Source organism: Mesorhizobium sp. B2-1-3 (assembly GCF_006442495.1).
GTDB lineage: Bacteria > Pseudomonadota > Alphaproteobacteria > Rhizobiales > Rhizobiaceae > Mesorhizobium.
Map to the genome: position 1 here is coordinate 101,320 of NZ_VFWL01000006.1, position 26,072 is coordinate 127,391.

The window sequence follows — 26,072 nt, forward strand, 5'->3', positions numbered from 1 at the left end:
AGCTGTCGACCCCATGCGTATCAAGCGGGATTGTTAAGGGTTCCCCGCAACTGGATCCGGCATCGCGGTCGCTTTTTTCACAACGCATGCCGGAAGGCCCAGCGACGCGGCAAGCCCGCCCCGTCTAGGCTGCGGCCAGATTTCCGGAGCCGGCCATACCCATCATGCAGACCTACGACTTCATCATCGTCGGCTCCGGCTCGGCCGGTTCGGTGCTCGCCGATAAATTGTCGGCCTCGGGCCGCTTTTCGGTGCTTGTGCTCGAAGCCGGCGGCAGCGACCGCCGCTTCTACGTGCAGATGCCGCTCGGCTACGGCAAGACCTTCTTCGATCCCACGGTCAACTGGAACTACAAGACCGAGCCGGATCCCGGTCTTGGCGGCAATGTCGACCACTGGCCGCGCGGCAAGTTGCTTGGCGGGTCCAGCTCGATCAACGCCATGGTGTGGATCCGCGGCGCGCGCGAGGATTTCGACGACTGGCGCGACGCGGGCAATCCCGGCTGGGGCTATGACGACCTGCTGCCGGCCTTCAAGGCGCTGGAGGACAATGAAGCCGGGGCCGACAGATGGCGTGGCAGAGGTGGCTCGCTGCACATCAGCGATACGTCTGATGCCGTCCACCCGCTGACGAGGCGCTACCTCGCCGCCGGCCAGCAGGCCGGCCTGCCGTTCAATCCCGATTTCAACGGCGCTGCCCAGGAAGGCGTCGGCGTCTACCAGATCTCGACCCGCAACGGCCGCCGCATGTCGGCCGCGCGCGCCTTCCTGCGCCCGGCGATGAAGCGCGCAAACGTCCGTGTCGAGACCAACGCGCTGGCAAGCCGCATCCTTTTCGAAGGCAAGCGTGCGGTCGGCATCGAATATCTGCAGAAGGGCCAGACGAAGACGGCCCGCGCCGGCCGCGAAATCATCCTGTCCGCCGGCTCGATCAACTCGCCGCAGCTTTTGCAGCTCTCCGGCATTGGCCCGGCGGCGCTGCTCAACGGGTTTGGCATCCCGGTCATTCACGCCAACGAGAATGTCGGCGCCAATCTGCAGGACCATGTCGGCATCAACTACACCTTCAAGGGCAGGCTGCCGACGCTCAACCAGATCCTGCGTCCCTGGTGGGGCAAGCTCATGGTCGGCATGCAATACATCCTGACGCGTTCTGGCCCGCTGTCGCTGTCGATGAACCACGGCGGTGGCTTCTTCCGCACCGACCCGGCCTTTTCGCGCCCCAACATGCAGCTCTATTTCCAGGCGTTTTCGACCGTCATCCCGAAGAGTGGCGAGCGCCCGATCCTGACGCCGGACCCTTGGCCTGGCTTCTCCATCGGCTTGTCCAACTGCCGCCCGTCGAGCCGCGGCGAGATCATGATCCGCTCCAGCAATCCGTTGGACCATCCCAAGATCGTCGCCAACGCCTATTCGACCAATGCCGATGTCGAGGAGATGCTGGCGGCGGTGAAATTCGTGCGCAAGATCGCCTCGATGCCGGCTATGGCCGAGATCATCGCGGAGGAGGTTTTGCCAGGCCCATCAATCACTTCGGACGCCGACCTGATCACGGATTTCAGGAAACGCTCCGGCACCGTCTATCATCCGGTTTCGACCTGCCGCATGGGACCCGATCCCGCGCGCGCCGTGGTCGATCCGCGGCTCAAGGTACATGGGCTAGAAGGCTTGCGCGTGATCGACGCCTCGATCTTTCCCGACAACATCACCGGCAACACCAACGCCGCCTCGATCCTGACCGGATGGAAAGGCGCCGAACTGGTTCTGGAGGACCAAGAATGAAGATCACCGACGTCAAGACCTGGGTTGTCGGCAATCCGCCGCCCGGCATCGGCGGCAAGTATTTCATCTTCGTCAAGCTTACCACCGATGGCGGCGTGGTGGGTTACGGCGAGGCCTACAACGCCACCTTCTCCGCCCATGTCACGGCCAGGATGGTCGAGGACATGGCCGAGCGCTATCTCCTCGGCCGCGATCCGCACGACATCGAGAATTTCTTTCGCCGCGCCTATTCCTCCGGCTTCACGCAGCGGCCCGACGTGTCCGGCATGGGCTGCTTCTCGGCGCTGGAAATGGCCTGCTGGGACATTATTGGCAAGGAAGCGGACAAACCCGTCTACAAGCTGCTCGGCGGCCAGGTGCACGAGACGCTGCGCTCCTACACCTATCTCTATCCGCATACCGGCAGCGTCCATTCCGAGGACGCCCCGGACGGCAGGAATGTCTACAACGACCCCGAAATGGCGGCGGCCTGCGCGCTCGAATATGTCGAGCAGGGTTTCAATGCCGTCAAGCTCGACCCGGCCGGCCCCTACACCGCCTTTGACGGCCACCAGCCGCGCCTGCTCGACATTGATGTCTCGACCCGCATGATCAAGGCGATCCGCGAGGCGGTCGGCACGCGTGCCGACATATTGTTCGGCACGCACGGTCAGTTCACCGCCTCCGGCGCCCTGCGCCTGGCGCGCGCCATCGAGCCTTATGACCCCTTGTGGTTCGAGGAGCCGGTGCCGCCCGATATGCCCGAAGTCATGGCGCAGGTCGCCCGCGCGACCTCCATCCCGATCGCCACCGGCGAACGGCTGACGACCAAGTTCGAATTCGCCCGCGTCATCGAGAACCGCGCCGCGACCATATTGCAGCCGGACCTCGGCCGTTCGGGCGGGATTCTGGAAACCAAGAAGATTGCCGCCATGGCCGAGGCCTACCACATCCAGATCGCGCCGCACTGCTATTGCGGCCCGATCGTCGGCGCCGCCAACATCCAGTTGGCGGTAACGCTACCCAACTTCCTGATCCTGGAATCGCTGAAGCAGTGGGACGGTTTTCACGCGACGCTGCTCAAGAAGAAGATCGAGTGGCAGGACGGCAATGTCATCCCGTCAAAGGAGCCCGGCCTCGGCGTCGAACTGAATGAAGACGTCTGCGACGCCTATCCCTACACCGGCAAGGACCTGCATTTGCAGATGATGCAAACGCCGCTGATGCCGTGAGCGAACGCTACGCCTTCATCGGCCTTGGCCATCTCGGCGGCAAGCTTGCCGCCAGCCTGGTGCGCAACGGTTTTGCCGTCACCGTGTTCGACCGGGAGCCCACCGCCGTCCAGCGCCTCGTGGCGCTCGGCGCTATTGCTGCCGGCAGCCCCGCCGAGGCGGCTGAGCGGGCGGGCAATGCCATAACTTGCCTGCCATCGCCGAAGGCCAGCGAGGCGGTTCTCGCCGGGCCTGTTGGACTGCTCAACGGCCTCCCCGCCGGCGGCACCTGGATTGAGATGTCGACCAATGGCCGCGACGAGATCGTGCGCCTCGCGAGCCTCGCCTCGGCCAGGGGAATCGAGACCTTGGAATGCCCGGTCACCGGTGGCGTGCATCTGGCGGCGGCCGGGAAAATCACCGCGCTGGTCGGTGGCGATGCCGCCCTCTACGAGCGTCATCGCCCTGCCATCGATGCGATGTGCGCGAAGTCGTTCCTGATGGGCCCGATCGGCTCGGCGGCGGTGATCAAGGTCATCACCAACATGCTGGCCTTCATCCATCTCGTCGCCGCCGGTGAGGCGCTGATGCTGGCCAGGCAAGGCGGGCTCGACCTCGCCCAAGCCTATCACGCCATCGTCGCCTCCTCCGGCAACAGCTTCGTCCACGAAACCGAAAGCCAACTCATCCTGAACGGCTCCTACGACATCGGCTTCACCATGGACCTGGCGCTGAAGGACCTCGGCTTCGCGCTGGGCATGGGTCGGGATTTCGGTGTGCCGGTGGAACTGGCATCGCGCGTCAATGCGATTTTCGAGCAGGGCAAGGCGGCTTACGGCGGCGGCGCCTGGTCGACCCAGATCGTCAAATTGCTCGAGGACGCTGTCGGCGCCGACCTGCGCGCGCCCGGTTTTCCGTCCAAACTGGAAATCTGAATCCGGGAAACTTGAAGCGGTTTCAAAAGGTTGAGCGTTCATCTGGAATCAGGACCGGAGCGACCTGAATCAAAGCCGCAACGTCTTGATTCAATATCTGAGCGTCAGAGCGCCGGGCAGGATCTCGAAGGTCGCTGGTATGCGCCCGGGCGACTCGCCGTCGATGTCGACCAGCGCGCCGTTCTTTTCCACGTCGCCGAGCGGTTCGACAACCACTTTCTTGCCGCGCAGGATGGTGATGGCCGGATGGTTGCGATGCCTGCCGCCATAGAGCAGGCGGATATCCCAGATCAGCTTCAGCTTGCTGGCAGCCCGCAGGATGACGATGTCGAATTGGCCGTCGGTCAGTTCGGCGTCCGGCGCGATCATCATGCCGCCGCCGAAGAATTTGCCATTGGCTACCGCGACCAGCGCCATGCGCGCCTCGACCGGCGCGCCGTCATCGACTGAAATCGTTACATCCTGGAACCGGTAGCGGGCGAATTCGACCACGGTGCGGCACAGGAACAGCGTCTTGGCCGCAACGTTGCCCTTGCGCTTGTCGGCGTTGACGGCGCGATCGGTAGCGCCCGAGAGCCCCAGGCTCGCAATGTTGACGAAGTGCCGGCTGGCCAGCGCGCCATGGTCGTCGATATAGCAGATGCGCCCTGCATCGACCGCCCTGCCCTTCGCCTCGGCGATCCGCTTCAGCGTCGCGTCCACCTCCTTCGGCAGGCCGAGCCCGCGCGCGAAATCGATACCCGTGCCGCACGGCAGCAGACCGAGTTCGGACGCGCGGCCGTTTTCCTTGGACGCCTGCAACAGGCCGTCGGCCACCTCGCTGGCCGTGCCGTCGCCACCGGCCGCGATCACCAGGTCGAACCCGTTTGCCGCGAGGTCGAGCGCCAGCCTTTCGGCATCGCCTTCGGCCTGCGTTTCGCGCAGTTCGAAATCGCCGAAGTGATTTTTCAACGAGGCGGCGACCTCGGACCAGTGCCGTTTCAGCCAGCCGCCGCCGGCAATCGGATTGAGCACCACCCCGACCTTCAATGCGCATCCCTCCCCGCAAGGCGCCGGGCACGCACTGCCCGATCCTTTGCCGGCATTGAAGCCCGCGCCCGTCGGCTGAGCAATAGGCGCTCTCGGTTCGCGTGCCGAAAAAGCAGGGCAGGCTGTCTAAGGCCTTGGTGCCTGAAATTCCGAGGCTTCTGGCAATGGTCCCCGATAATCCCGCTATCCACAGGCCCGCGGGCATTCCCCAACACCCTTGGCCGGCGTAAGTTCAACCCATCTCAGGCGGCTACCAATCGCCCAGCCGAAAGGCGAAAGTGAAAGGCGGATTTCCTGAGGCCCGTACGGCCCGAAGCGAGAGCAGGCTCGCCTGCTTCGAGGGACGGAAGCCGAGACCTACGGGGCCGCGGAAAGCGTGCCAACGCCGACGGCGGACCGATGCTGCCATGAAGGACGGCAAAAACCTTCGATGGCCGCAGGGCAAAGCCCGCAAGGGTGGAGACCGGCGTGGTCTGGAACGGGCGCGGCCTTCGGGCGGCGACTGGCAGGACCGTCAAAATCAAGGCCGGCTTGGTGCGACGACTTTAGGGGAGTTGCTGCCGTGACTGTGTCCTGGTCTGACAGGGAGGCGCTGGGAGAAATCCCGGCGCCGACTGTCTTTTTCCCTCCCGCTCAAGCGCCTTCCCGGCGAAGTTGCGGGCGCCGCTTCACCGCGCGCCAAAATCGGTTAGTATCGCCCTGTCAGAGTCCGTTTGCGTTCGCAGGCGGGTTCGCTGAAGGGGGATACTTCATGACATTGATCCAGAAGCTTGCCGCCGCCCTGGCCTGACCGGCCATGGTCCTGTTTCGCTTCATGAAGTGTATCATCAGGACGATCCTCTGGCTGATCGTCATCATTGTCCTGATCCCGATCGCCGGGCTGGCCTACGGTTTCCTGACGACGCCGTCGCTGGACAAGACACCGTTGCCGGGTATCGCCGAAGGTGCACCGCCGCCGGCGCTCGCCGCCAGGGTGCGCGCCGAAATCCCCGGCTACCAGCGACCTGAGGAATCGACCTTCCTCACCTACCCGGAATGGGCCATCGTCTATGCTGCGCGCGAATATGCCGGCTTCGTCGCCAAGGACCAGCCGAGCGGCTTTCCCTATTTCGCCTATGTCGGCCGCTTCTGGCAGGACTACGCCATGGTGATCCGCGCCAGCTCCGCCTACAAGTTCAACTACGCCAACCACCAGATGCCGGTCGTCATCGGCACCAGCCACACGATCGAGCATGCCCTGCAATGGGCTTATGAAAACACGATCGGCCGCATCACCGAGGCGATTGCGGGCAGGCGCACGGCGACTGACATCTACCAGGGCAAGGTGGCGGCCGAATACGCCGCCTTCCTCGACCAGGGGCCGTGGTACCAGTTTCCCTATGCCGAGAAGCGCGCCGGGCTTTTCGCGGTCCAGCCGGCGCCGGGCGACAGCGCCGTGCGCTCCAGCGAACGAAAGCTTGCCTTTGGCCTCGCCGACACCATCAAGCAGTTCTATGCCAGCCTGATCAGGCAGGCACTCGCGGCAACGTCCGATCCGGCCTTGCTCGACATCCACGTCTGGGCCAAGGGACCGGTCGGCGAAGCGACGCGCAACGAAGCCGACACCTTGCTCGAACGCGACTACGGCCTCGACGGCACCGTCTTCGTCACCAAGCGCTACCAGGTGTTCACCGAGATGATCCCGCGCCTGATCGACAAGGGCGTCTCATTCGTCGAGATCGGCGGCAATGACGAGATCATGATCACCGTGCTCTCCACGGATTCGATCGCCATCCCCGAAGGCATGCGCATCCTGTTCAGCTATCCGCTGCCGGCCGATCCATCGACACGCCGCACCGGCATGGTCGTAGCCGTACCCAGGCTGCATCTGGTATTGCCGGCGCTGATCAAGTCAGGCGCCAGGCTGGAGCACGTCTACGACTACTGAGGCCTTTCGGCCACGCTGCGCGGAGAACGGCCGTGTCGAGCGCCACGCCACGCTCATTTCACAATCGCGGCCAAATCCCGCCTTGTTCGCGGGCGATGGACTGTCGCATGTCGCCCAAAGCGTGCCCGCGGGCTCCGCTCAGGGACCGGTTTGGACAGCGACATGCACCTGAATGGGCTGCCGAGGGGCACATCGAGGGGACGAGACCGTGATCAAGACCGCCCTTGTCGCCATGACCATCGTCGGCTGCGACTGCGACGCCAAGCTTTGCGAATATATCGGCGAGACACCGGCCAAGTGGTCGACCATCGCCGAGTGCGAAGCGGCGATGAAGAGCCAGATGCTGCACGAGCGCAATTTCAACTATCCGCTCGTCTCTGGCATCTGCCGCGCGAAAGGTTCCGCGTCCTCCTCGCAACTGGCCGCGACCGCTTCGCGCCCGGAGCTGAGGCCCGCCAGCCGCGCCGTTGAACCGACGCTGCCGCCCGAGCTGAGCCACAGGCCGACGGTCCCGGTCGGCTCGCCGACGACGGCGATGGAAGCGGCCGCCGCGCGGCCGGTCGCCTATGAACAGGTGGTCGATGGCGGCACCGGCGTGCTCTATCGTACGAAAAACGGCTATGCCGTCGTCAAGACCGATCTTGGCCGCGCTGTATCGGCGACCGCCGACATGGCCAAGCGGTCAGCCAACTGGCTGGCTGGCCTGGTGCCGAGCAAGCTGTAGGGACGAAACTTTCTTCACCGGCGTCACCATCCCGGTCTGTCATCAACGGTCGCCGCCACCTTGGACCTGAAGAGACAAGACTCGCGCAAAGGTTGCAAACCGGATGGGGATGCAGCATTGTGTCGACCGCAACGATGAAGGGGGGCCTTCCATGAAACCAGCGGTTCGAACTGCGGCAGCCTTGATGCTGGCGCTTGCTCCGGGATCGGTCGGCGCGCAAGGCGTGGATCCGGGTGACGACAAGGGGATCATCTTCGCTCCGGGCGATCCCGACATGGCGGCGGCGACCGCGCAGGCGCTCGCCGGCCTCGATGAATTCCTGGCACTGTCCGAAATGCCTCCCTCCGGCACAGGTAGGTTCAAGTTGAAGGTCAAGGTGCGGGATGGGCATGTCACCGAGCACTTCTGGGTCATACCGTTCCGCCGTGCCGGGACAGGGTTTGTCGGCATATTGGCCAATGAGCCGGAGGCGGTGCACAACGTCGTGCTCGGCCAGAACATAGAATTCACCAGGGACGACATTTCCGACTGGGGATATACGCGGGACGGCCATCAGGTCGGCAGCTTCACGATCTGCGTGATGTTCAAGCGAATGTCGAAAGAAGAGGCGGACAATATGCGCGAAAAGTACGGCTTCGACTGCTGACGGGAACGCCGGCTGGTCAAGCCGCTTCGTCCCTCACCCCGATCTTGCGCACCAGCGCTGCCGTCGCCAGCATCGCGCCCATATCCGATATCATCGGCGCGACATGGGCTTGGTGGTCCAGTGGCACCGAAATGGCGGGCAGCTCGAAGAAATTCTTCGCCTGCGGCAGGAGCAGAAAACCGTCGCTGCCGTTGAGGGCCACGCGCGCCGGTTCCTCCGGCCAGGTTTCGCCCAGCCATTTCAGCGCCTGCGCGAGCCGGCCGCTCACCAATGGCTGAGCCGCCTCGGCATTGTCGGTGCGGAACTCATAGGCGGCATCCAGTTCCGGCACGCCGGACGACAGTTCCTGCATCTTGCTGGCGAACATGCCACGGAAGAAGCCGACGACGGCATTGGTCCGCCGCGTCGCCACCAGGATTCCCGGAAACGGTTCGATGGCTTCGAAGGCGACGATCACGCCTTTGAAGGCCGTCGATGAGCCCTTGCCTGTCCCTTCCCGCAGTTCCGCTTCGTAGAACTCGAACGGAAACTCTTCGTAGCGGCCGGAAACGACATCGTCGAACGACTGCCGGTTGAACGGCCCGACCGCCTCGCGCGGCAGCCGGTCGAAGGAATTTGGCCGCCCGCCATGCGCGTAGCGCACGTCGCGGATGAAGCCGAAGATGATGGGCAGCAGTGTTTGGCGAAATGATTGCTGCAGCCGCGTCGCCGGCTTCATCGCCTGGAAATAAAGCAGGATCGAAGCTGCGAAACCGACGACATAGAGGAACACATGCGGCGTCGAGAACCATTGCTCGTTGGGATCGGCGACCTTGTTGAACAGCCAGGCGATCAGCACCACCGTCGCCAGCACCAAACCGACCAACAGCGGCACCCGCCAGCGTACCTGCCGCACCACGGAGGCCCGCGCCGCTTCATAAGCCTCGATGTTTTTCCGGATGCCGGCAACCACGGCGTCGCCAGGCATGAAATCCGCTGTTTCCACCGCCACCCCCGCTTGCCTGGACCGGTTCATGATAGCCGGTTTTGTCTGAAGTATCGACTGTAGCGCCTCTTCAACAGATGCTTGCGCCGCCTCTTCATTCGCCAATCATCAGCGCTTGGAAAAGCGCCGACATGGCGATCTTGGCCAATGTCCACCACCTGTAGTTACGGAAAGACAGCGCTCAACCGCCTTTGCACCTTGTCACGCATGCGGCCCTCCAATCCTTCCACCGGCGCCAGCCGCTCATGATCCCCGGCGCGCAGCCGCACAAAGGGATGCATCCGGTAGGAAATGACTGACCCCCGCGTTCCCGCATCGGCGCTGACGTCGGCGACAAGAATCCCGCCAATGCGTCCCGGCCAAGGCTGGCGGATAAGGGCGGTTCCGAGGAAATCGCCAAGTCCATAGGCGACAATCGTATCGCCGATCCGCTCCACCGGCTGCACGACATGGGCGTGGTGGCCGGCGATCAGCCCGACGCCCTGCCCTGCCAGGCGCCTCGCCAGTCTCCGCGTTTCGGCGCGCGGAAAGTGGCGGAACTCCCAATCCCAATGCGGCACGGCGCAGAGGAGATCGAACCCGTCACCTCGCAGGTGGGCAATATCGCCGGCCATCGAAACGCGGCCGGCGAACAGGTCCTCGCCCGCATTGCGCCACAGCGTGAAGGCGGCGAACCCGACAGTCAGCGGCCCGACTTCGACAGGCTGCACCGGGCTGTTGCCGGCGAGGCCAATAGTGCCGATACCGAGCCGCTTCAGCGCCGCCACGGTCTCATCGAAACCGGCGACGCCCTGGTCGAGCACATGGTTGTTGGCCAGCGACAGCACCAGTCTTTCACGCGAGATGCCGACTGCCGCCAACGCGTCGCCGAGAAAGCGCTCGCTCATCGCGTGATGTGTGCCGAGCCTGGTGCCGAGCACGGCGCTTGGCTTGTCCACGATCGGGCTTTCGCAATTGCCGATCACCAGGTCGGCCGCGCCAAGCAGCGTCGTGATCACCGGATCACAGTCGGGCGCGCTGCGGTTGGCCACCGCCGAAATGTCACCGACGAAGGCGAGCCGCACCGTCTGCCTCGGTGCCGGATCCATGATTGTCCCGGCCATCGCCGCGAAGCCCTGTGCGTCGCCGGCCAGCGACGGTTTCAGGAATCGCGGCAGCCACGACAGTTTGTAGGAGAGCGGATAGTTCGACACGCGATGTCCAATCGTTTGCCCTGTGTAGACCGTCCGCCGGGCGCGTTGAAGCCAGCCAATGACAATCATGCGTCAGGGCCGGCAGACGCGGCATTGCAAATGCGTGTATGATTGCCAGCACGACGCGCATGGGAGGGGGAAATGACACCATTGGCAAGTCTGCTGGCATTGGCACTTGCTCTGGTTCTGCCGATGTCTTCGGCCCAGGCCGCCATGCCCGAAGCCGCGACCGCTCTGTTCGAGGCCAAAACCGTGACCGCGCGCGACACGGCGCTCTCGACGCTGGAGACCGCCGCAGCCAAAGATGCAGCATCAGCCTATGCCGCCGGCGCCGGCGAATTCTTCAGCGCGCTGGAATTGCTGGCCAGCGGCCTGCACCGCCACGGCTTCGAGAGCCCGCGATCCTTCATGCTGCCGCTGATGCGGCTGCCTGTGCCGGAAAACCCGAACCCCGAACCGCTGACCTACGAACAGTTCCGCGTCATATTGGTCGCCTTCCGCAACCGGCTCGAGAAATCCGCAGCCACGCTGGGCTCGGTGCCTGCCGATGCCGATATCGGCATTGTCATCGACCTCACCCAGGTCGGTATCGACCTCGACGAGGACGGCACGATCGCGCCGGACGAAAGCATGGCCGCCATAATGGCCTCGCTGTCGCGCGGCGTGGCGCCCGACGATGCCGCGCCTGCGCTCACCTTCCGCTTCGACCGCGCCGACGGTTATTGGCTGCAGGGCTATGCCGAGTTCCTGATGGCGCAGGCCGATTTCTGGCTGGCGCATGATTTCAGGAGCACGTTCGACGGTTCCTTCCACATGCTCTTCCCGCGCGCAAAACTGCCGTTGCAGGACATCCTCGTTCCGCCGGCTGGCGACATGGGCAGCAGCATCTTCTCCTCGGAATGGCGCATCGCCGATTTCATCTCGCTGGTGCATCTTGTCAACTGGCCGGTGGTCGAGCCCGAGCGGCGGCAGGCGGCGCGCCGTCACCTGCTGGAGATGATCCGGCTGTCGCGCGAGGACTGGAAGGCGATCCGCGCCGAGACCGACAATGACCGCGAATGGCTGCCGGGACCGCAACAGAAGGGCGAAAACCCGCTCACCGGCCTCGAAGTCGGAGAGCAGCAGGTCGCGGCCTGGCTCGCCACCTTGACCATGGCCGAGGACCTGCTCGAAGGCCGCGTGCTGCTGCCGCATTTCCGCATCACCGGCACGGGCATCAACATGAAGCGCTTCTTCGACGAGCCGAAACCCTTCGACCTGGTGCTGTCGATCACCGGCCCGGCCATCGCGCCCTATCTCGAAAGCGGCAGGATCCTGACCAGCGACGATTTCGACCAGATCCAGAGCGAGTTCGGCGGCGGTGGCTTCCTGACGTTTGCGCTGTGGTTCAACTGAGGGCCCAAGAGGGCTGCGTTCCTGGGCGGTCAGCGCCAGCCCCCCACCCGGACCTGCGGTCCAACCTCCCCACAAGGGGGAGGTAGAAGCTCCATTGCAAACCCTAGAAAATCGCGCCTTGGTACAGCACCGCTTCCGCCTCCTCCGGCGCGAACCGCCGCGCCAACACGGTGGCCGATCAATGGTCGCCGCGAAACCGCGGTACGGGCCGGTTATCTGCTGCGGGCGGATAGCAGTTTTGGGGCGACGCACTGGGCCTTCTCGGGAGTACGGAATGACACGCGCCACCGTCGCGGCCCCGCTGAAACGGCCATTCGCTTCAATTAGCAAGAGCTGTTTTGCTTGACTCGGCCGTTAAAAGCAGGCAGCAAAATACTCTTGGAAGGGCTGCAATACCGCGTTCATGGTCGTGGACGAGCCTTTTTTGGCACAAAGTCCACGTCTCTCGGTTGGTTTTGAGAGGGATTGGTTAACCAACTTTGTCCATATTTTGAAGCAATCGGCAACCAAAGACAGGCGCGGCAAACGCGTCGGGGACCACCTGGGATCACTCACAGAATGGTCGTCGCGGCTATCACAGCCGCGGACGTGGGAGCCGATTGGAGCAAGATTGGTTGAATGGCGTTCTTGAGTAAGAAAATTGTCGGGGACAGGCGTTGGGACGGCGAAGCTGCCGACAACGCGTCACGTGCCTCATCCTTCAACTCTAAGCGGATCGTCCGCTGGGTCGCGGTGCCCGGCGTCAGCGCTGCCGTTGGCCTGTGGCTGGTCGGGACAATGGCTGGTCTGAGCTCCGTCGGCGCTTCGCTGTCGTCGACGTCGAGCGTCCTGCCGCAGAGGCTGGCCATGCCGGGCTCGCTCGCTCTTGCCGATCCGCTGAAACAGCATTTCCTGATGCCCGCTGCGCCATTCGCACTGGCCAACGCCGATGGCGGCACGCAGGCGCTGCAGAACCACGCCGTGCAATGCGGCTCCGGATGCTTCAGGCTGGCCGCGCTCGCTCCTCGAGCGGAAAAGTCGGCGCGCCTCGTGGCCGCGTCCACGGCACACCCGGTCCCGGTCGCCAAGACGACCTCGCAGGAGCGCTTCGAGCGCATGGAAGCATCTCTCTCGCCAAGCAAGCTCGCCGCCGCCTTCGCCAACGCGGCCAAGCCCGTGGCCACGGCCGGCGCACCCGCCCGTCCTATCATCTCGACCTCCGCTCCACAGGTCGCCGAGGCATCGCTGGTGCCGGGCGCCAAGCTCGTCGCCAGCCTGTCTGAAGACTTGCCGGCACCCGCGGCGGAGCGCTTCGCCCGGATCGACACCGGCTCGGTGGTTGTCCAGACAGCGCCGCAGCCGATGCATTTTGCCCAGCCGGATGCCGGCACGCCGGACAATTCGCAACTGGCCCTCGCGCTTGCCCGCTCGCTGCCTGTCGAGGACGAGGCATTCGCCTCGCCATTGCCGATGACGGACTCTTCGGCCGATGTCGCGGTTTCGCCTGTCGAAACCCAGCAGGAACAGCCGGGCGATGCCGCGGCCTTGCCCGACGCGCTCACCGATGACGTGCCGCTGCCGACCCGTCGGCCGCAATTCGACGCGCCGGAGCCGTTGAAGTCCGTGGAGCAGGAAAAGCCGACTCAACAGCCCAAGGTCGTGCAGCAGAAGCCGGCACCTCAGACAAAGCCGGTCCAGCAAGCCCAGCCGGCAAAGCCGATCCAGCAAGCCCAGCCGGCAAAGCCGGCCCGGCAGGGCCGGCCGGCGGATGGCGGCGACGCGTTGGCCTATGCAAAGCCAGACACGCCTTCGGGCGGCCTCGGCCAGGCGTTCAGGAACCTGTTCAACGCGCCGGGCGGCTCCAGGAGCGGAGCCGGCAGCGGTGTCGCCATCTATGACATCAGCGCCAAGACCGTCTACATGCCCGACGGTTCGAGGCTCGAAGCGCATTCGGGCATCGGCGCCATGGCGGACCAGCCGCGCTATGCCGATCAGAAGAACCGCGGACCGACACCGCCCAACACCTACAATCTGTCCTTGCGCGAGTCGCGCTTTCATGGTGTCGAGGCTTTGCGTCTGACACCCGTCGATGGCCGCAATAAATACAACCGCGACGGGCTGCTGGCCCACACCTACCTGCTTCGGGGCCGCTACGCACAGTCCAGTGGATGCGTCGCCTTCAAGGACTATGCGCGCTTCCTCGCCGCCTTCAAGAAGGGCAAAATCAAGCGCCTCGTCGTGGTGCCGCGCCTGAACGGATCGCCGACACGCGTGGCGGACAACGCACGCGGCGCCTGACCGCAATAGGCAGGCATCACCGGCACTTGCCTCCTCCTGACAGCCTTCTGTCAGGAGCTGCATCTGGAGATGCGCCTCGGCTGATCGCGCTCTTTCCATTTTCGCCAAGACCTCCCATATTCCGGCCATGGTCAAATCCACCGAAAAGAGAACGCCGTCGACGGCGAATGACGACCGCGCCGCGCCCAAGCGGCGCAGCCCGCTGACCGATTTCCTCGACGCCTCGGAACCGCTGCACAAAGGCGGCTTCGCCGAGATGCCGCAGCCCGAACTGTCGGGCACGCCGCTCACCGGTTCGGTCGCGGACTGGGCCGAGCAGATCGAGCAGGAAGCCGAACGCGAAGGGCGCCAGGCCGGCAAGGACGGCGGCAAGTCGCCGAAGCCGTCGAAGAAGATCCCCGAGCGCTCCGCAGCGCCCGGGCGCACGGCGCGTGGCACCTCGATGGGCGGCGCGGCGACAGCCCGCGAGCGCGCGGCGGCCGGCCTCAATCCCGTCGCCGGCCTCGACGTCTCGCTCGAGGAAGCCGAGACGATGACGTCGAGCGGCGTCACCGCGACGGTGGCGGCTCTCTCGGCATTGATTGAATCCGGCAATCCGCTGCACAAGGACGGCGTGCTGTGGACGCCGCACCGGCCTGCCCGGCCGGAAAAGTCCGAGGGCGGGATCATCATCAAGATGGTGTCGGATTTCGAGCCGGCCGGCGACCAGCCGACCGCCATCAAGGACTTGGTCGAGGGCGTCCAAAACAACGACCGCACGCAGGTGCTGCTCGGCGTCACCGGCTCGGGCAAGACCTTCACCATGGCCAAGGTGATCGAGGAGACGCAGCGTCCCGCCTTGATCCTGGCGCCGAACAAGACGCTGGCGGCGCAGCTTTATTCCGAGTTCAAGAAATTCTTCCCGGACAATGCGGTGGAGTATTTCGTCTCCTACTACGACTATTACCAGCCGGAAGCCTACGTTCCGCGCACCGACACCTTCATCGAGAAGGAATCCTCCATCAACGAGCAGATCGACCGCATGCGCCACTCGGCGACGCGCTCGCTGCTCGAACGCGACGACGTCATCATCGTCGCTTCGGTCTCCTGCATCTACGGTATCGGCTCGGTCGAGACCTATACGGCTATGACCTTCCAGATGCAGATCGGCGACCGGCTCGACCAGCGCGCTCTGCTCGCCGACCTCGTCGCCCAGCAATACAAGCGCCAGGACATCAATTTCGTGCGCGGCTCGTTCCGCGTGCGCGGCGACACGATCGAGATCTTCCCGGCCCACCTTGAGGATCGCGCCTGGCGCATCTCCATGTTCGGCGACGAAATCGAGGCGATCACCGAATTCGACCCGCTGACCGGCCAGAAGACGGGCGAGCTGAAAAGCGTCAAGATCTACGCCAATTCGCATTATGTGACGCCGCGCCCGACGCTGAACCAGGCCATCAAGTCGATCAAGGAAGAGCTCAAGCACCGTCTGGTCGAGCTCGAGCGCGCCGGCCGCCTGCTGGAGGCGCAGCGTCTGGAACAGCGCACCCGCTTCGACCTGGAAATGCTGGAAGCCACCGGCTCCTGCGCCGGTATCGAGAACTATTCGCGCTATCTCACCGGCCGCCAGCCGGGCGATCCGCCGCCGACCCTGTTCGAATATATTCCCGACAACGCGCTGGTCTTCATCGACGAAAGCCACGTCACCGTGCCGCAGATCGGCGGCATGTATCGCGGCGACTTCAGGCGCAAGGCGACGCTTGCCGAATACGGCTTCCGCCTGCCTTCCTGCATGGACAACCGGCCGCTGCGCTTCGAGGAATGGGACGCCATGCGCCCGCTCTCGGTCGCTGTCTCGGCAACCCCCGGCGGCTGGGAGATGGAGCAGTCCGGCGGCGTGTTCGCCGAGCAGGTCATCCGACCGACCGGCCTGATCGACCCGCCGGTCGAGGTGCGCCCGGCCAAGACCCAGGTCGACGACGTCGTCGGGGAGATCCGGGAGACGACCAAGGCCGGCTACCGCACGCTGGTCACCGTGCTGACCAAGCGCATGGCCGAGGACCTCACCGAATATCTGCACGAGCAAGGCGTGCGCGTGCGCTACATGCACTCCGACATCGACACGCTGGAGCGTATCGAAATCCTGCGCGATTTGCGCCTCGGCGCCTTCGACGTGCTGGTCGGCATCAACCTTTTGCGCGAAGGCCTCGACATCCCCGAATGCGGCTTCGTCGCCATACTCGACGCCGACAAGGAAGGTTTTTTGCGCTCGGAGACGTCGCTGATCCAGACCATCGGCCGCGCCGCCCGCAATGTCGATGGCAAGGTCATCCTCTATGCCGACCAGGTCACCGGCTCGATGGAACGCGCCATGGCCGAGACCAATCGCCGTCGCGAAAAGCAGATGGAGTGGAACGCCGCCAACGGCATCACGCCGGAATCGGTCAAGTCGCGCATCTCCGACATTCTGGATTCGGTCTACGAGAAGGACCATGTCCGCGCCGACATCTCACAGTTCACCGACAGCGCCGGCGCCATGATGGGCAACAACCTCAAGGCCCATCTGGACGCGCTGGAGAAGCAGATGCGCGACGCCGCCGCCAACCTCGATTTCGAGAAGGCGGCCCGCATTCGCGACGAGATCAAGCGGCTGCGTGAGATGGAGATGTCGATCTCCGACGATCCGCTGGCCAAATACGCCGATATGGAAAGCCCGGTCTCGGGCCGCGAAAAAGGCAAGCACAACAAGGGCGTGGCCAGGCATCGTACATCGGAGGAACAGGAGCGTTTCCGCAGGCTCGACGAAGCACGCGCAGCCGAAGAGGCAGCCAAGGCTGCCCGGCCCAATCTCTTCCGCAAGCCCGATCTCGACGAGATGGGTGCCGACGGCGCGGTGCCGGTGAAGAAGCCCCTCTTCGCCAAACCATCGATCGACGACATGGGCCCAGGCACCGACATGCCGACGCCGGCCGGTGCGGTGTCGCGCTCGCTGTTCAAGAAACAATCGGCGTCCGAAGCACACGGCTCGGATTTCGGCATTCCCGGCGAGCCGACCAAACCGCTGTTCAAGAAAAACTCTCTCGACGAGATGACCGTGCGCCGCACCGAGAAACCGGTCGAGGGAAAAGTGCCGGCGAAGCCTCAGCCGATCTCTCCCGTTGTTGGGGCCGGCAGGACAGACGGGGGCGCGAAGGAACGCGAGGACAAACCAATCGTGCGCCAACGCGCCGGCATTGGTTCTTATGAAGACCCCGGCGACGCCCGCCGCGAAAAGCGCCGGCCCGCGAAGACAGGACGGCCCGGAAAGTAGTTCGTTCGAAATGCCGGCGGGACGGCGCCCCCTCTGTCCTGCCCGTCCTCCGCAGCAGCTGCGCTGCAGCTGCGGAGGGTGGACCGGACATCTCCCCCACGAGTGGGGAGATTGGCAGCTTCAGCGCCCCGCTCGACACTACCCTCCTCTTGCCCAGCGCATGACCTTTGGTGTACTCAGTCCCCACACCCAAACGTCTTGAAAGGAGGGCTGCGTGTTTATCGATCACCATCGTCAGCGTGGCCCGATTTCCGCCCTGCGAGCTTGCTTGCAGGGCTGACCAGGGACGGTCCGGGTTTTTCCCGCTTCGATTTTTTGGTCTGCCCTTCGTGGTGCGCATTGCCGAGCCTGATGGCCGCTTGCGCACTGACAAAGTGCATTGAGCCGGACTTTCCGGATAGACCAGAGAAATCGACATGGCCCTGATCAGCCTCAAATCCCTCGGCGTCACGATGAGTGCGCCGCTCTTTTCCAATCTCGACCTCACCATCGGCAGCGGCGACCGGCTCGGCATCGTTGCCGCCAACGGTCGCGGCAAGTCGACCTTGCTCAAATGCCTGACCGGCGAGATGGAGCCGACCTCCGGCGACATTACCCGCACGCGCGGCTTGCGCGTCGGCCATGTCGAGCAGTCCGTTCCTGCTGCCCTGCTTGGCCGCAGCTTTCATCAGGTGGTGGCTGACGCTTTGCCGCCCGAGCAAGCCGAAAGCGAACTATGGCGTGTCAATGTGGTGCTGGATTCGCTCGACGTTCCTGAGGCGATGCGCGAGCGAGAGATGCAGGCGCTGAGCGGCGGCTGGCAGAGGCTGGCACTGATCGCGCGTGTCTGGGTCACCGATCCCGACATGCTGCTGCTCGACGAACCGACTAACCATCTCGACCTTGCCCGCATCAGCCAGCTCGAAACTTGGCTGAACGCGCTACCGCGAGAGGTGCCGGTGGTGATCGCCAGCCACGACCGCGCCTTTCTCGACGCCGCCACCAACCGCACGTTGTTCCTGCGCCCGGACCAGTCGCCGGTGTTTTCCCTTCCCTACTCCCGCGCCCGGCAGGCCCTCGATGAGGTCGATGCCTCGACCGAGCGAAAATTCCAGCGCGACATGAAGGTGGCGCAGCACTTGCGACGCCAGGCCGCCAAGCTCAACAATATCGGCATCAATTCGGGCAGCGACCTTCTCACGGTCAAGACCAAGCAGCTCAAGCAGCGCGCGGAGCGACTTGAGGACGCGGCGGCCCCGGCGCATCACGAGAAGTCGGCGGGGGCGATCCGGCTGGCCAATCGCGGCACGCACGCCAAGGTGCTGATCACGCTCGACGACGCGGCGGTGGAAACGCCCGACGGCACGCTCTTGTTCAGGACCGGCAAGCGCCACATCTGCCAGGGCGACCGCATCGTGCTGCTTGGCCGCAACGGCGTCGGCAAGTCGCGCTTCGTCACGCTGATCCGCAACGCCATTATCGAACCCGACACGGTTCAGAACGTGAAGGTGACGCCGTCGACGGTGCTCGGCTACAGCGACCAGGCGCTGTCCGGCATCGGCGGCGACGATACGCCACTGGCGATGGTGTCGCGCCGTTACGATGTCGGCGAACAGCGCGCCCGCTCTCTGCTTGCCGGCGCCGGCGTCGGCATCGAGATGCAGGAGCGCAGGATCAGTGTGCTGTCCGGCGGCCAGAAGGCGCGGCTGATGATGCTGGCGCTGAGGCTCGCCAATCCGAATTTTTATCTGCTCGACGAGCCGACCAACCATCTCGACATCGACGGCCAGGAAGCGCTGGAGGAGGAATTGCTCAAGCACCAGGCAAGTTGCGTGCTCGCCTCGCACGATCGCTCCTTCATCCGTGCCATCGGCAACCGCTTCTGGCTGATCGAGAGGCGGCGGCTGACCGAAGTCGACGATCCCGAGGAGTTCTTCCGCTCAGTGGCTGAAGGGGCGGGATAGATCGGATTGTAAGTTATCCGCTTACAGGTCCTTGAATCTTGTAAGCGATCTGTTTACATACGTCATGATCAAGTCTTTCAGGAACAAGGCCCTGTCAGAGCTCTTTCAAGCCGGGAAAACCGGCAAGATCGACACCAAGATGCACAAGCGCGTTCTTGTCCGGCTTGACCGCCTGGAAGCTTCAGAAAAGCCGGAGGAGATGAACCTTCCTGGCTTTGCCTTCCATGCGCTGAGAGGCTTCGATCCCATCCGTTACACGGTCCACGTCAACGGCCCGTGGTGCATCACGTTTGAATTCGACGGCAAGGACGCCGCCCGCGTCGATTTCGAGCAATACCACTGAGGCGGCCAGATTGGAGAAGTTCGACCAATGAGCGTGCACGAGCCGACGCGTCCTATCGAGCGCTGTCCCTCCCACCCGGGAGCGCTGCTTGGGGACATTATCCCGGCAACTGGAAAGACCAAGGTGGAAATTGCAAACCTGCTCGGCATCTCCCGGCAGCAGCTCTATGATATCATCCGCGAAAAGAAGCCGGTTTCACCGGCTGTGGCCGCCCGCCTTGGGAAGCTGTTCGGCGATGGAGCCGCGATCTGGCTTCGCATGCAGGCAGCTTTCGATGCCTGGCATGCCGAACGTGAGGTGGATGTTTCGGCTATTCCGACGCTCAAGGTCGCGTAGGCGGTGGCGCTCGAATGAGAAATTAAACGCTGCGAGAAAAATCGACGACCTGTCGGATCGCCTGAACCTGCCTCGTCCTTGGGATGCCGACACGATGATGCCGGCGCCAACCCAGGGAGAATGCATCATGTCCGTCCTTTCCTCCATCGGCCGCATCGCAACCCGATATGCGGCGGCGCGTGCCCGCCATCGTAGCGAGCGCATCCTGCTTTCGCTCCCCGCCGAACTGCGCAAGGACGTTGGCTTTCCGGAGCTCTTCGACGCGCAGAACAGCCGCCGCTCAGCCGCCGTCTCGGCCAAGGTCATATGAGCGGCCGAGCCATGCGTCTATTGCTGGAGTTCGCCGGTCGCCCGGCCAGTCCGGGCCCGGCCCACGAGAAAAATTTCAAGCCCATGTAGGACCGCCGTCACCTCGCGCGTCCTATGGTCCGCAAGGCCAAATCAAACGTGAAGAGGAACACGCAATGACCGACCAGACCCCTGTTCAGCCCAAGGCGAAAGTGCTCGGCGGATTGACTCCCTATCTGCAGGTGGACGGCGCCTTCAAGGCCGCAGAATTCTACCAGAAGGCGTTCGGCGCCAAGCAGGTCTTTTTCTACCCTGCGGACGAAAAAGGCCGCACTATGCACATCCATCTTCACATCAACGGTTCGACGTTGATGTTGGGCGACGCCTATCCCGAGCACGGCCACCCGCACCAGGCGCCGCAGGGCTACACACTCCAGCTTCATCTCGGCAGCGACGAGATCGACGGCTGGTGGCAGCGCGCGGTCGACGCCGGCTGCGAGATCGTGACGCCGCTGCAGGTGATGTTCTGGGGCGACCGCTGGGGCCAGGTGAAGGACCCTTTCGGAGTCGCATGGGCGATGAACGCTCCAGTGGAGCAATAACCGTCGCAATTCGATAGCGGGCGTCAGCACTCTCGGCGAGAAGTGCGCGCCCACCTGCCCCGGGTCGCATCCCTGCCGGCCCGGCGCCGGATGCAGCAAACAAGGAGATTGCCATGTCCTATGTCGACGGTTTCGTGCTTGCCGTGCCAAAGGCAAAACTCGACGATTACAAGAAGCTGGCCAACACCGCCGGCGCCGTCTGGAAGGAACACGGCGCGCTCGCCTATGTCGAGTGCGTCGGCGACGATGTGCCTTATGGCGAGGTCACGTCGTTTCCACGCGCCGTGCAGGCCAAGGACGACGAAGTCGTCATCTTTTCCTGGATCGTCTACAAATCCAGGCAGGACCGCGACGCGGTCATGGCCAAGGTGATGGCCGATCCACGATTGCAGCCGGATATGTCGACAATGCCGTTCGACGGCAAGCGCATGATCTTCGGCGGATTCCAGACGTTCATGGAATTGTAGGCAACGCACTTGGGCGGAGCGGGAGCGCTCCGCCGGAAATGCCGAGCCGCATTAAGCCAGTCTGTCCAGCAGAGGCTTCAGCCTGTCGCCGTAGCGCTTCCACAGGTCGACCGAGCCTTGATACATCGGCTGGCGCACCTGCGCGGCGGAAGCCGTGCGCACCGGCCGGTCGGTCTGGTGGAACGACAGCACGGCATCGTCCCATGGCAGCCCGAGATAGTCGATCAGCGCCCGGCTCTGGCCTTCCTGGTCGGCGACGAAATCCTCGTAGCGCACATCGTGCACGACGCCAGGCAGCACCTTGTGCCAATGCGCCATGATGTCCGTGTAGAGATTGTGGAAATCGGCGAGTTCGCCCAGATCATAGCCGTAGCGGTGGCTGTCGCCGCGGAAATGCACCTTGTAGATCGAAAGGCAGGTTGCCGCCGCATCGCGGGCGCAATGGATGATCCTGGCCTTTGGCATCATCATGTGGATGAAGCCGACAAGCAGGAAGTTGCCCGGCATCTTGTCGGTGACGTGGCGCATGTGCGGATAGCGGGCATGCAGCATGTCGAGATAGGCGCGTCCCGCCTCGGCAAAATCCGTATCGGGCGCATCCGAAACGCCCCAGGGGAAGCCGCCGGGCATGGTCGCCGGGAACTGCCTGCCGACCGCCGTCTTCAGGATACCGAGCTCGCCGGCCCCGTAGACCTGCGGATGGCTGGCGATGATCTGCTCGACCAGCGTCGTGCCGGAACGAGGCATGCCGACGACGAAGATCGGCGTATCGTCGGAGATCGGGCTCGGCCTGTGCTTCTGGAAGAAATCCCTGTCGAACACCGTTTTCATAGCCTCGAATTCGGCGCGTGTCTTTTCCGCGTCGTAGTCGATGCCTTTGCGGCGGATGGCATTGCCTTCGGCGAAATAGTCGAAGGCTCTGTTATAATCCTTCAGATCGTCGTTGACCTTGCCGAGGCCGAAGGCAAGCTGCATGCGCGCCAGGCTGTCCGGCAGCGCCTTGGCGTGCTGGGCCTCCATCCCGGTCAATTCGGGATCGCGCTCCTTCTGGCGCTTGACCTGCGTCAGCATCAGCCAGGCGCGCGCCATGCCGGGATCGGCCGCCAGCGCCTGCCGGAACAGGTCGGCCGCCTCGTCGAGCTCGCCTTTTTCCATCAACCCGACGCCCAGCCCGTGCAGCAGTTCGGCGTCCTTCGGACGGATCGACAGCGCCTCGCGGAAGACGGCCAGCGCCTCGTCCAGGCGCCCCGCTTCCTGCAAGGTTTCGGCAAGCCCGATGCGGGCGCGGAAATGGAAGGGATTGCGCGCGACCGTGCCGCGATAGATCTCCTCGGCGCCCTCGAACTGGCCAAGCTGTTTCAGTGACGAGCCGAGATTGTCGCGCGCCGCGAGTTGGTCCGGCCGCAGCGCCACCGCGCCGCGGAAGAAGTCGGCGGCCGCCGCGACACGGCCGAGATCGCGCATCACCGTGCCGAGGTTGTTGAGGAAATCCGGATTCTTCGGCTGCAAGCGCACTGATTGCTCGAGGAGACCGAGCCCCTCGGCGCTGCGCCCGGTCTGGTGCAGCAAAAGACCGAGAAAATGCGCAGCCGCCGCATGGTTGACCTTGTGCGTCAGCACTTGCCGATAGAGCGCCTCGGCCTCTTGCCGCCGCCCCGCCTGATGCAGTTGCAGCGCCCTCTGCACATGCCGGTCGAGACTCGACGGCGGCTGTCCGCCCGAGCCGGAGTTGGCGCCAGCACCCGCCGCTCGTCTCTGATCTCTGTTAATGGGAAACCTGCCGTGTTTGTCCGCCTGCCGCGATCTAGGCCATTGGCGCGGCGGGTTCAAGGCTTTGCTTGGTTTCTTGCGCTTGCCATCGGCGCGGACAAGATCAAATCAGCCGGTTGGTCTCGGCCGTCTGCCTGGCGCGCCGAACCGTTCCGTCAGTATCGGCGATCGTCCGCCTTTCCGCCTCGTCGCTCCTGACGGTCAGCCGCGCCGACTTGACGATCATAGGTTTGCCGGTACGCCCGATGGCGACGGCATATGCAGTGGCCGGCCTGATGGGCGGGTTGATCGCTGTGGTATTGCCTCGTGAGCTTCTCGCAGAAACCATGGTTTTTGTCCTTTTTTGGAGAAATAAAACGCAAATTTCGGGAGCGGACCCCAAAATGATTTTTTGAGAATTTTTGGAAAATATCATCAAACCATAGCAGAGTTTTTCAAATTAACCAGCAATTTTTTTCCTTTGGCTTACTTATTTTTCCAAATCTTCTTGAAAACTATGCAAAGTCGAGCTACATATATATGAGCGTTTGGGCCAGAATTGGCATTTCGCGGCGTCAGAGGTTCTCGACCCGCCAATCTCATTCCAAATCATCGATATCGGCAACGCGGCGCATTTGCTCCGCGACCGTTCTCATTCTTCGAAAGACACCCATGAACACCGGAACCGTGAAATTCTACAATGGCCAGAAGGGTTTTGGCTTCATTCAACCAACCGACGGCGGTAAGGACGTTTTCGTCCATGTCAGCGCATTGGAACGCGCGGGCTTTCCTGGCCTCGCCGAAGGCCAGAAGCTGCAATTCGAGTTGGAGCGTGATGCCAAGGGCCGCGAGTCGGCCGCCAATTTGCAACTGATCTGATCCGGCCGAATTCGATGACCGCTGACCACGGATGTACTGGCAGCTCTCGAAAATGGCTTATTTCCAGCGATTGCCGGAAATAGGAAAGCGGGGCTCGTCCCCGCTTTTTTGCTTTGAGGCTCTCCGCCTCGCATGTCGCCACAGGGCTTAAAACATCAAGGCAGGACAATGCCGGACCGCACGACCCATTCCGTCGCACATTTCATGGCTCCTTTCGTACTCGGCGGGCTGGAAGGGCAACTGCCGGCGGGCGACTACGACATCGATCACGACGAAGAGCTGATCGAGGGCATGTCGCGGCTTGCCTGGCGCCGCGTCGCCACCTTCATCCATTTGCCGGCAAGGGCGGTGAAAAACCCGACCACCAGTCAACTCGTCGCCATCGATTACCTGGACCTCGAAACAGCGCTGAAGCGCGACAGGGAGAATGCAGCATGATCCGTTTCCAGCAGAATGCGCGTCCGCGCACCGACACGCCCTCGCATCTCTTCGCCGTCGGCCAGACCGTGCGCATGAAGAGCCGCACAGGGCTCCTCAACAAGACTGCGGAGCTGTTCGAGATCAAGAGCAGGCTGCCGGTCAAGGACGGCTCCCCGCAGTACCGCATCCGCAGCGAGCAGGAGACCCACGAGCGGGTCACCACGGAAGACAATCTCGAACCAGCCGACAATCCGATTGGTGACAATCCGACTGTTGGCAACAATCCGGCGGTCTGAGACCCCGGCGCCGCCAGACCACCAGCACGAGGAGCAGACAAGATGGCCAAGGGTCAACAGCGCAGCAACCGCGAAACACGAAAGCCCAAGAAGGACAAGGTGGTGGCCAAGCCCGCCTCCCCGTTCGGCTCGTCGGTCAAGCAGGCCGAGAGCGGCCTGAAGCCGAAATCGAAGAGCTGATCGCGGACGACTTCTTCCGCGCCCATCCCTGCCGCAGAATCTCCTGCCGGAGAATCTCCCTGGCGGAACAACGCATCATGGAGGCGTCCTTGAATTTCGTCATCGAGTTTTACCGATCGCGCGAAGCCGAGGAAGCGACGCTCGACAAGGTGTCGCTGGAAGCCCCTACCCTGCGCGCAGCCTGGCAGGGCGCCACCGCGCTCTTCCATACGCTCGCAATGCCGCAAATCCCCGATCGCGTGCGCATCTGCGATGAGCACGGCAGCGAGCTTTACTCCGGGCCGGCCGACGGCGCCTATCCATCCGCGTTGTGACCGTCACACGTCCCCGAAATTTGTTTTAGACGGCATCCGCGTTTTCCCAAGGTGCGGAAAAGACGAACACCCGGCCTTTCAGCAGCGGCCCCCGCCAACGATGCGGTAGTCGGCGGCGCGTGCCTCGCAGGCGTTGGGGAAGGTTCGCAACTCTCCGCCGCGCCGGGCGCAGACCGGCGCGTATTCGCGGGTGCAGAAAGTCTGCTCGCCGCCACCCTCGCCGCCGTCACGGCAGGGACTGTCGCGCACGATGCGATAACCCGCCCGGTCGGCAAGACAGGCATTGGCGAAGGTCTGGCGGTCGCCACCGCGCCGGGCGCAGACGGGCTCGTACTGTTTGGTGCAGAATTGCGGTCCCGGCCGCGGCGGCCGTGGCCGCGGTCCCGGGCCGTCGTCGACGACCACTGTACAGGCGGCAAGAACAGCCGACAGGAACAGGACGACAAAACCCTGTCGCGAGAAGATTGCCGCAAGAAACCTCATGATCGTCTCTCCCTCGATCCTCGCCTCGCTGCGTGCCGCTCCAAATACGCAGCTGTTCGGGACAATGATATTCACGAAGCAAAGGCTCAAACCAGTCGCGCTGTTGCGATCCTCCGCATTCCATCGCCGATTGCAACCCTCGTTTGCAGCCGGCTGCTAAAAAGAACGTCGCCTGGATTATCCCGGCGCCTCGCACCGCCAGCCGTCGCCGCCGCTGGCCCATGCGTGACGGGGCTGTGGCCGATGACCCCTCAGGCAACGAGGCCTATTTGCGGCGCGTCGATGCTCGGATTGGTCGATTCATGCGTCGGGACGCGCCCATCGGGGGCGGCCCGCGGCGCTATCTTGCAACCTTCACTTTTCCGTGCGATAAATTCCGTGTTCGGGCATTTGCGACCCGG

The 26,072-nt window shown here is 63.7% G+C and carries 26 protein-coding genes; 20 read left to right on the top strand and 6 right to left on the bottom strand.

The window, feature by feature from the left end:
* The first annotated feature begins 164 nt into the window (after positions 1-164).
* The 3 genes from FJ973_RS12630 to FJ973_RS12640 are packed head-to-tail and all read left to right on the top strand — an operon-like array spanning position 165 to position 3,906.
* Positions 165-1,781, top strand: a complete 1,617-nt coding sequence (locus tag FJ973_RS12630) for a GMC family oxidoreductase N-terminal domain-containing protein (RefSeq protein ID WP_140556049.1) — start codon at positions 165-167, stop codon at positions 1,779-1,781.
* Entirely contained in the window at positions 1,778-2,992 is a 1,215-nt protein-coding gene (locus FJ973_RS12635) for a mandelate racemase/muconate lactonizing enzyme family protein (protein WP_140556051.1), read from the top strand. The genes FJ973_RS12630 and FJ973_RS12635 overlap by 4 nt, the downstream gene beginning before the upstream one ends.
* Positions 2,989-3,906, top strand: coding sequence for an NAD(P)-dependent oxidoreductase (locus tag FJ973_RS12640; protein ID WP_140556053.1), 918 nt, complete (start codon positions 2,989-2,991; stop codon positions 3,904-3,906). Before FJ973_RS12635 ends, FJ973_RS12640 begins: the two co-directional genes overlap by 4 nt.
* 90 nt (positions 3,907-3,996) lie before the next feature.
* Here the strand turns inward: FJ973_RS12640 and FJ973_RS12645 are convergent, their stop codons facing one another.
* Entirely contained in the window at positions 3,997-4,935 is a 939-nt protein-coding gene (locus FJ973_RS12645) for a diacylglycerol kinase family protein (RefSeq protein ID WP_140556055.1), read from the bottom strand.
* A gap of 814 nt (positions 4,936-5,749) precedes the next feature.
* On the opposite strand from FJ973_RS12645, the gene FJ973_RS12650 reads away from it, so the two are divergent.
* The 3 genes from FJ973_RS12650 (at position 5,750) to FJ973_RS12660 (ending at position 8,232) form a co-directional block, all read left to right on the top strand.
* Positions 5,750-6,862: a hypothetical protein gene (locus FJ973_RS12650; RefSeq protein ID WP_246675872.1), complete on the top strand. Its 1,113-nt coding sequence runs from the start codon at positions 5,750-5,752 to the stop codon at positions 6,860-6,862.
* Positions 6,863-7,070: 208 nt separating this feature from the next.
* Positions 7,071-7,586 (top strand): hypothetical protein, encoded by a 516-nt coding sequence (locus FJ973_RS12655; RefSeq protein ID WP_140495985.1) that lies wholly within the window; start codon positions 7,071-7,073, stop codon positions 7,584-7,586.
* 151 nt (positions 7,587-7,737) lie between these two features.
* On the top strand, positions 7,738-8,232 hold the full coding sequence (locus FJ973_RS12660) for a DUF2314 domain-containing protein (RefSeq protein ID WP_140495986.1): 495 nt from the start codon (positions 7,738-7,740) through the stop codon (positions 8,230-8,232).
* A 16-nt stretch (positions 8,233-8,248) separates the two neighbouring features.
* Here FJ973_RS12660 and FJ973_RS12665 read toward each other — a convergent pair whose 3' ends face one another.
* Both FJ973_RS12665 and FJ973_RS12670 read right to left on the bottom strand, forming a co-directional pair.
* Positions 8,249-9,199 (bottom strand): DUF3137 domain-containing protein, encoded by a 951-nt coding sequence (locus FJ973_RS12665; protein WP_181170899.1) that lies wholly within the window; start codon positions 9,197-9,199, stop codon positions 8,249-8,251.
* A gap of 182 nt (positions 9,200-9,381) precedes the next feature.
* Positions 9,382-10,410: a CapA family protein gene (locus FJ973_RS12670; protein ID WP_140556058.1), complete on the bottom strand. Its 1,029-nt coding sequence runs from the start codon at positions 10,408-10,410 to the stop codon at positions 9,382-9,384.
* A 141-nt stretch (positions 10,411-10,551) separates the two neighbouring features.
* Between FJ973_RS12670 and FJ973_RS12675 the strand changes: the two genes are divergently transcribed.
* The 9 genes from FJ973_RS12675 to FJ973_RS12715 all read left to right on the top strand — a co-directional run bounded on the left by FJ973_RS12675 (position 10,552) and on the right by FJ973_RS12715 (position 21,350).
* Positions 10,552-11,805, top strand: coding sequence for a hypothetical protein (locus tag FJ973_RS12675; protein WP_140556059.1), 1,254 nt, complete (start codon positions 10,552-10,554; stop codon positions 11,803-11,805).
* A gap of 618 nt (positions 11,806-12,423) precedes the next feature.
* Positions 12,424-14,082, top strand: coding sequence for a DUF2778 domain-containing protein (locus FJ973_RS12680; RefSeq protein ID WP_140495989.1), 1,659 nt, complete (start codon positions 12,424-12,426; stop codon positions 14,080-14,082).
* A gap of 127 nt (positions 14,083-14,209) precedes the next feature.
* Complete coding sequence (gene uvrB / locus FJ973_RS12685) at positions 14,210-17,371, top strand: excinuclease ABC subunit UvrB (protein WP_140556061.1); 3,162 nt, start codon at positions 14,210-14,212, stop codon at positions 17,369-17,371.
* A gap of 416 nt (positions 17,372-17,787) precedes the next feature.
* Positions 17,788-19,314 carry an ABC-F family ATP-binding cassette domain-containing protein gene (locus FJ973_RS12690; RefSeq protein ID WP_140556063.1) on the top strand — a complete coding sequence of 509 codons (1,527 nt, stop codon included), beginning with the start codon at positions 17,788-17,790 and terminating at the stop codon, positions 19,312-19,314.
* Positions 19,315-19,378: 64 nt separating this feature from the next.
* Positions 19,379-19,657, top strand: a complete 279-nt coding sequence (locus tag FJ973_RS12695; RefSeq protein ID WP_140524899.1) for a type II toxin-antitoxin system RelE/ParE family toxin — start codon at positions 19,379-19,381, stop codon at positions 19,655-19,657.
* Between the two features lie 27 nt (positions 19,658-19,684).
* A complete protein-coding gene (locus FJ973_RS12700; RefSeq protein ID WP_140556065.1) occupies positions 19,685-19,993 on the top strand; it encodes a HigA family addiction module antitoxin in 309 nt (102 codons plus the stop codon).
* A gap of 127 nt (positions 19,994-20,120) precedes the next feature.
* The gene (locus FJ973_RS12705; RefSeq protein ID WP_140556066.1) at positions 20,121-20,303 is read left to right on the top strand and encodes a hypothetical protein; all 183 of its coding nucleotides are present in this window, start codon (positions 20,121-20,123) and stop codon (positions 20,301-20,303) included.
* A gap of 154 nt (positions 20,304-20,457) precedes the next feature.
* The gene (locus FJ973_RS12710; protein ID WP_140524901.1) at positions 20,458-20,883 is read left to right on the top strand and encodes a glyoxalase/bleomycin resistance/extradiol dioxygenase family protein; all 426 of its coding nucleotides are present in this window, start codon (positions 20,458-20,460) and stop codon (positions 20,881-20,883) included.
* Positions 20,884-20,996: 113 nt separating this feature from the next.
* Entirely contained in the window at positions 20,997-21,350 is a 354-nt protein-coding gene (locus tag FJ973_RS12715) for a DUF1428 domain-containing protein (protein WP_140495995.1), read from the top strand.
* 51 nt (positions 21,351-21,401) lie between these two features.
* Here the strand turns inward: FJ973_RS12715 and FJ973_RS12720 are convergent, their stop codons facing one another.
* Both FJ973_RS12720 and FJ973_RS12725 read right to left on the bottom strand, forming a co-directional pair.
* Complete coding sequence (locus tag FJ973_RS12720; protein ID WP_140556068.1) at positions 21,402-23,036, bottom strand: tetratricopeptide repeat-containing sulfotransferase family protein; 1,635 nt, start codon at positions 23,034-23,036, stop codon at positions 21,402-21,404.
* 187 nt (positions 23,037-23,223) lie between these two features.
* The gene (locus FJ973_RS12725) at positions 23,224-23,448 is read right to left on the bottom strand and encodes a hypothetical protein (protein ID WP_140516868.1); all 225 of its coding nucleotides are present in this window, start codon (positions 23,446-23,448) and stop codon (positions 23,224-23,226) included.
* 323 nt (positions 23,449-23,771) lie between these two features.
* On the opposite strand from FJ973_RS12725, the gene FJ973_RS12730 reads away from it, so the two are divergent.
* The 5 genes from FJ973_RS12730 (at position 23,772) to FJ973_RS12745 (ending at position 25,188) form a co-directional block, all read left to right on the top strand.
* Positions 23,772-23,978 carry a cold-shock protein gene (locus FJ973_RS12730; protein ID WP_140495998.1) on the top strand — a complete coding sequence of 69 codons (207 nt, stop codon included), beginning with the start codon at positions 23,772-23,774 and terminating at the stop codon, positions 23,976-23,978.
* Between the two features lie 168 nt (positions 23,979-24,146).
* Positions 24,147-24,416 carry a hypothetical protein gene (locus FJ973_RS12735; RefSeq protein ID WP_140516870.1) on the top strand — a complete coding sequence of 90 codons (270 nt, stop codon included), beginning with the start codon at positions 24,147-24,149 and terminating at the stop codon, positions 24,414-24,416.
* On the top strand, positions 24,413-24,694 hold the full coding sequence (locus FJ973_RS12740; RefSeq protein ID WP_140556070.1) for a hypothetical protein: 282 nt from the start codon (positions 24,413-24,415) through the stop codon (positions 24,692-24,694). Before FJ973_RS12735 ends, FJ973_RS12740 begins: the two co-directional genes overlap by 4 nt.
* Before the next feature lie 42 nt (positions 24,695-24,736).
* Entirely contained in the window at positions 24,737-24,874 is a 138-nt protein-coding gene (locus tag FJ973_RS30890; protein WP_181165218.1) for a hypothetical protein, read from the top strand.
* Positions 24,875-24,963: 89 nt separating this feature from the next.
* Entirely contained in the window at positions 24,964-25,188 is a 225-nt protein-coding gene (locus FJ973_RS12745) for a hypothetical protein (protein ID WP_140496001.1), read from the top strand.
* A gap of 78 nt (positions 25,189-25,266) precedes the next feature.
* Here the strand turns inward: FJ973_RS12745 and FJ973_RS12750 are convergent, their stop codons facing one another.
* Entirely contained in the window at positions 25,267-25,671 is a 405-nt protein-coding gene (locus FJ973_RS12750) for a Kazal-type serine protease inhibitor domain-containing protein (RefSeq protein ID WP_140556072.1), read from the bottom strand.
* Positions 25,672-26,072: the final 401 nt, after the last annotated feature.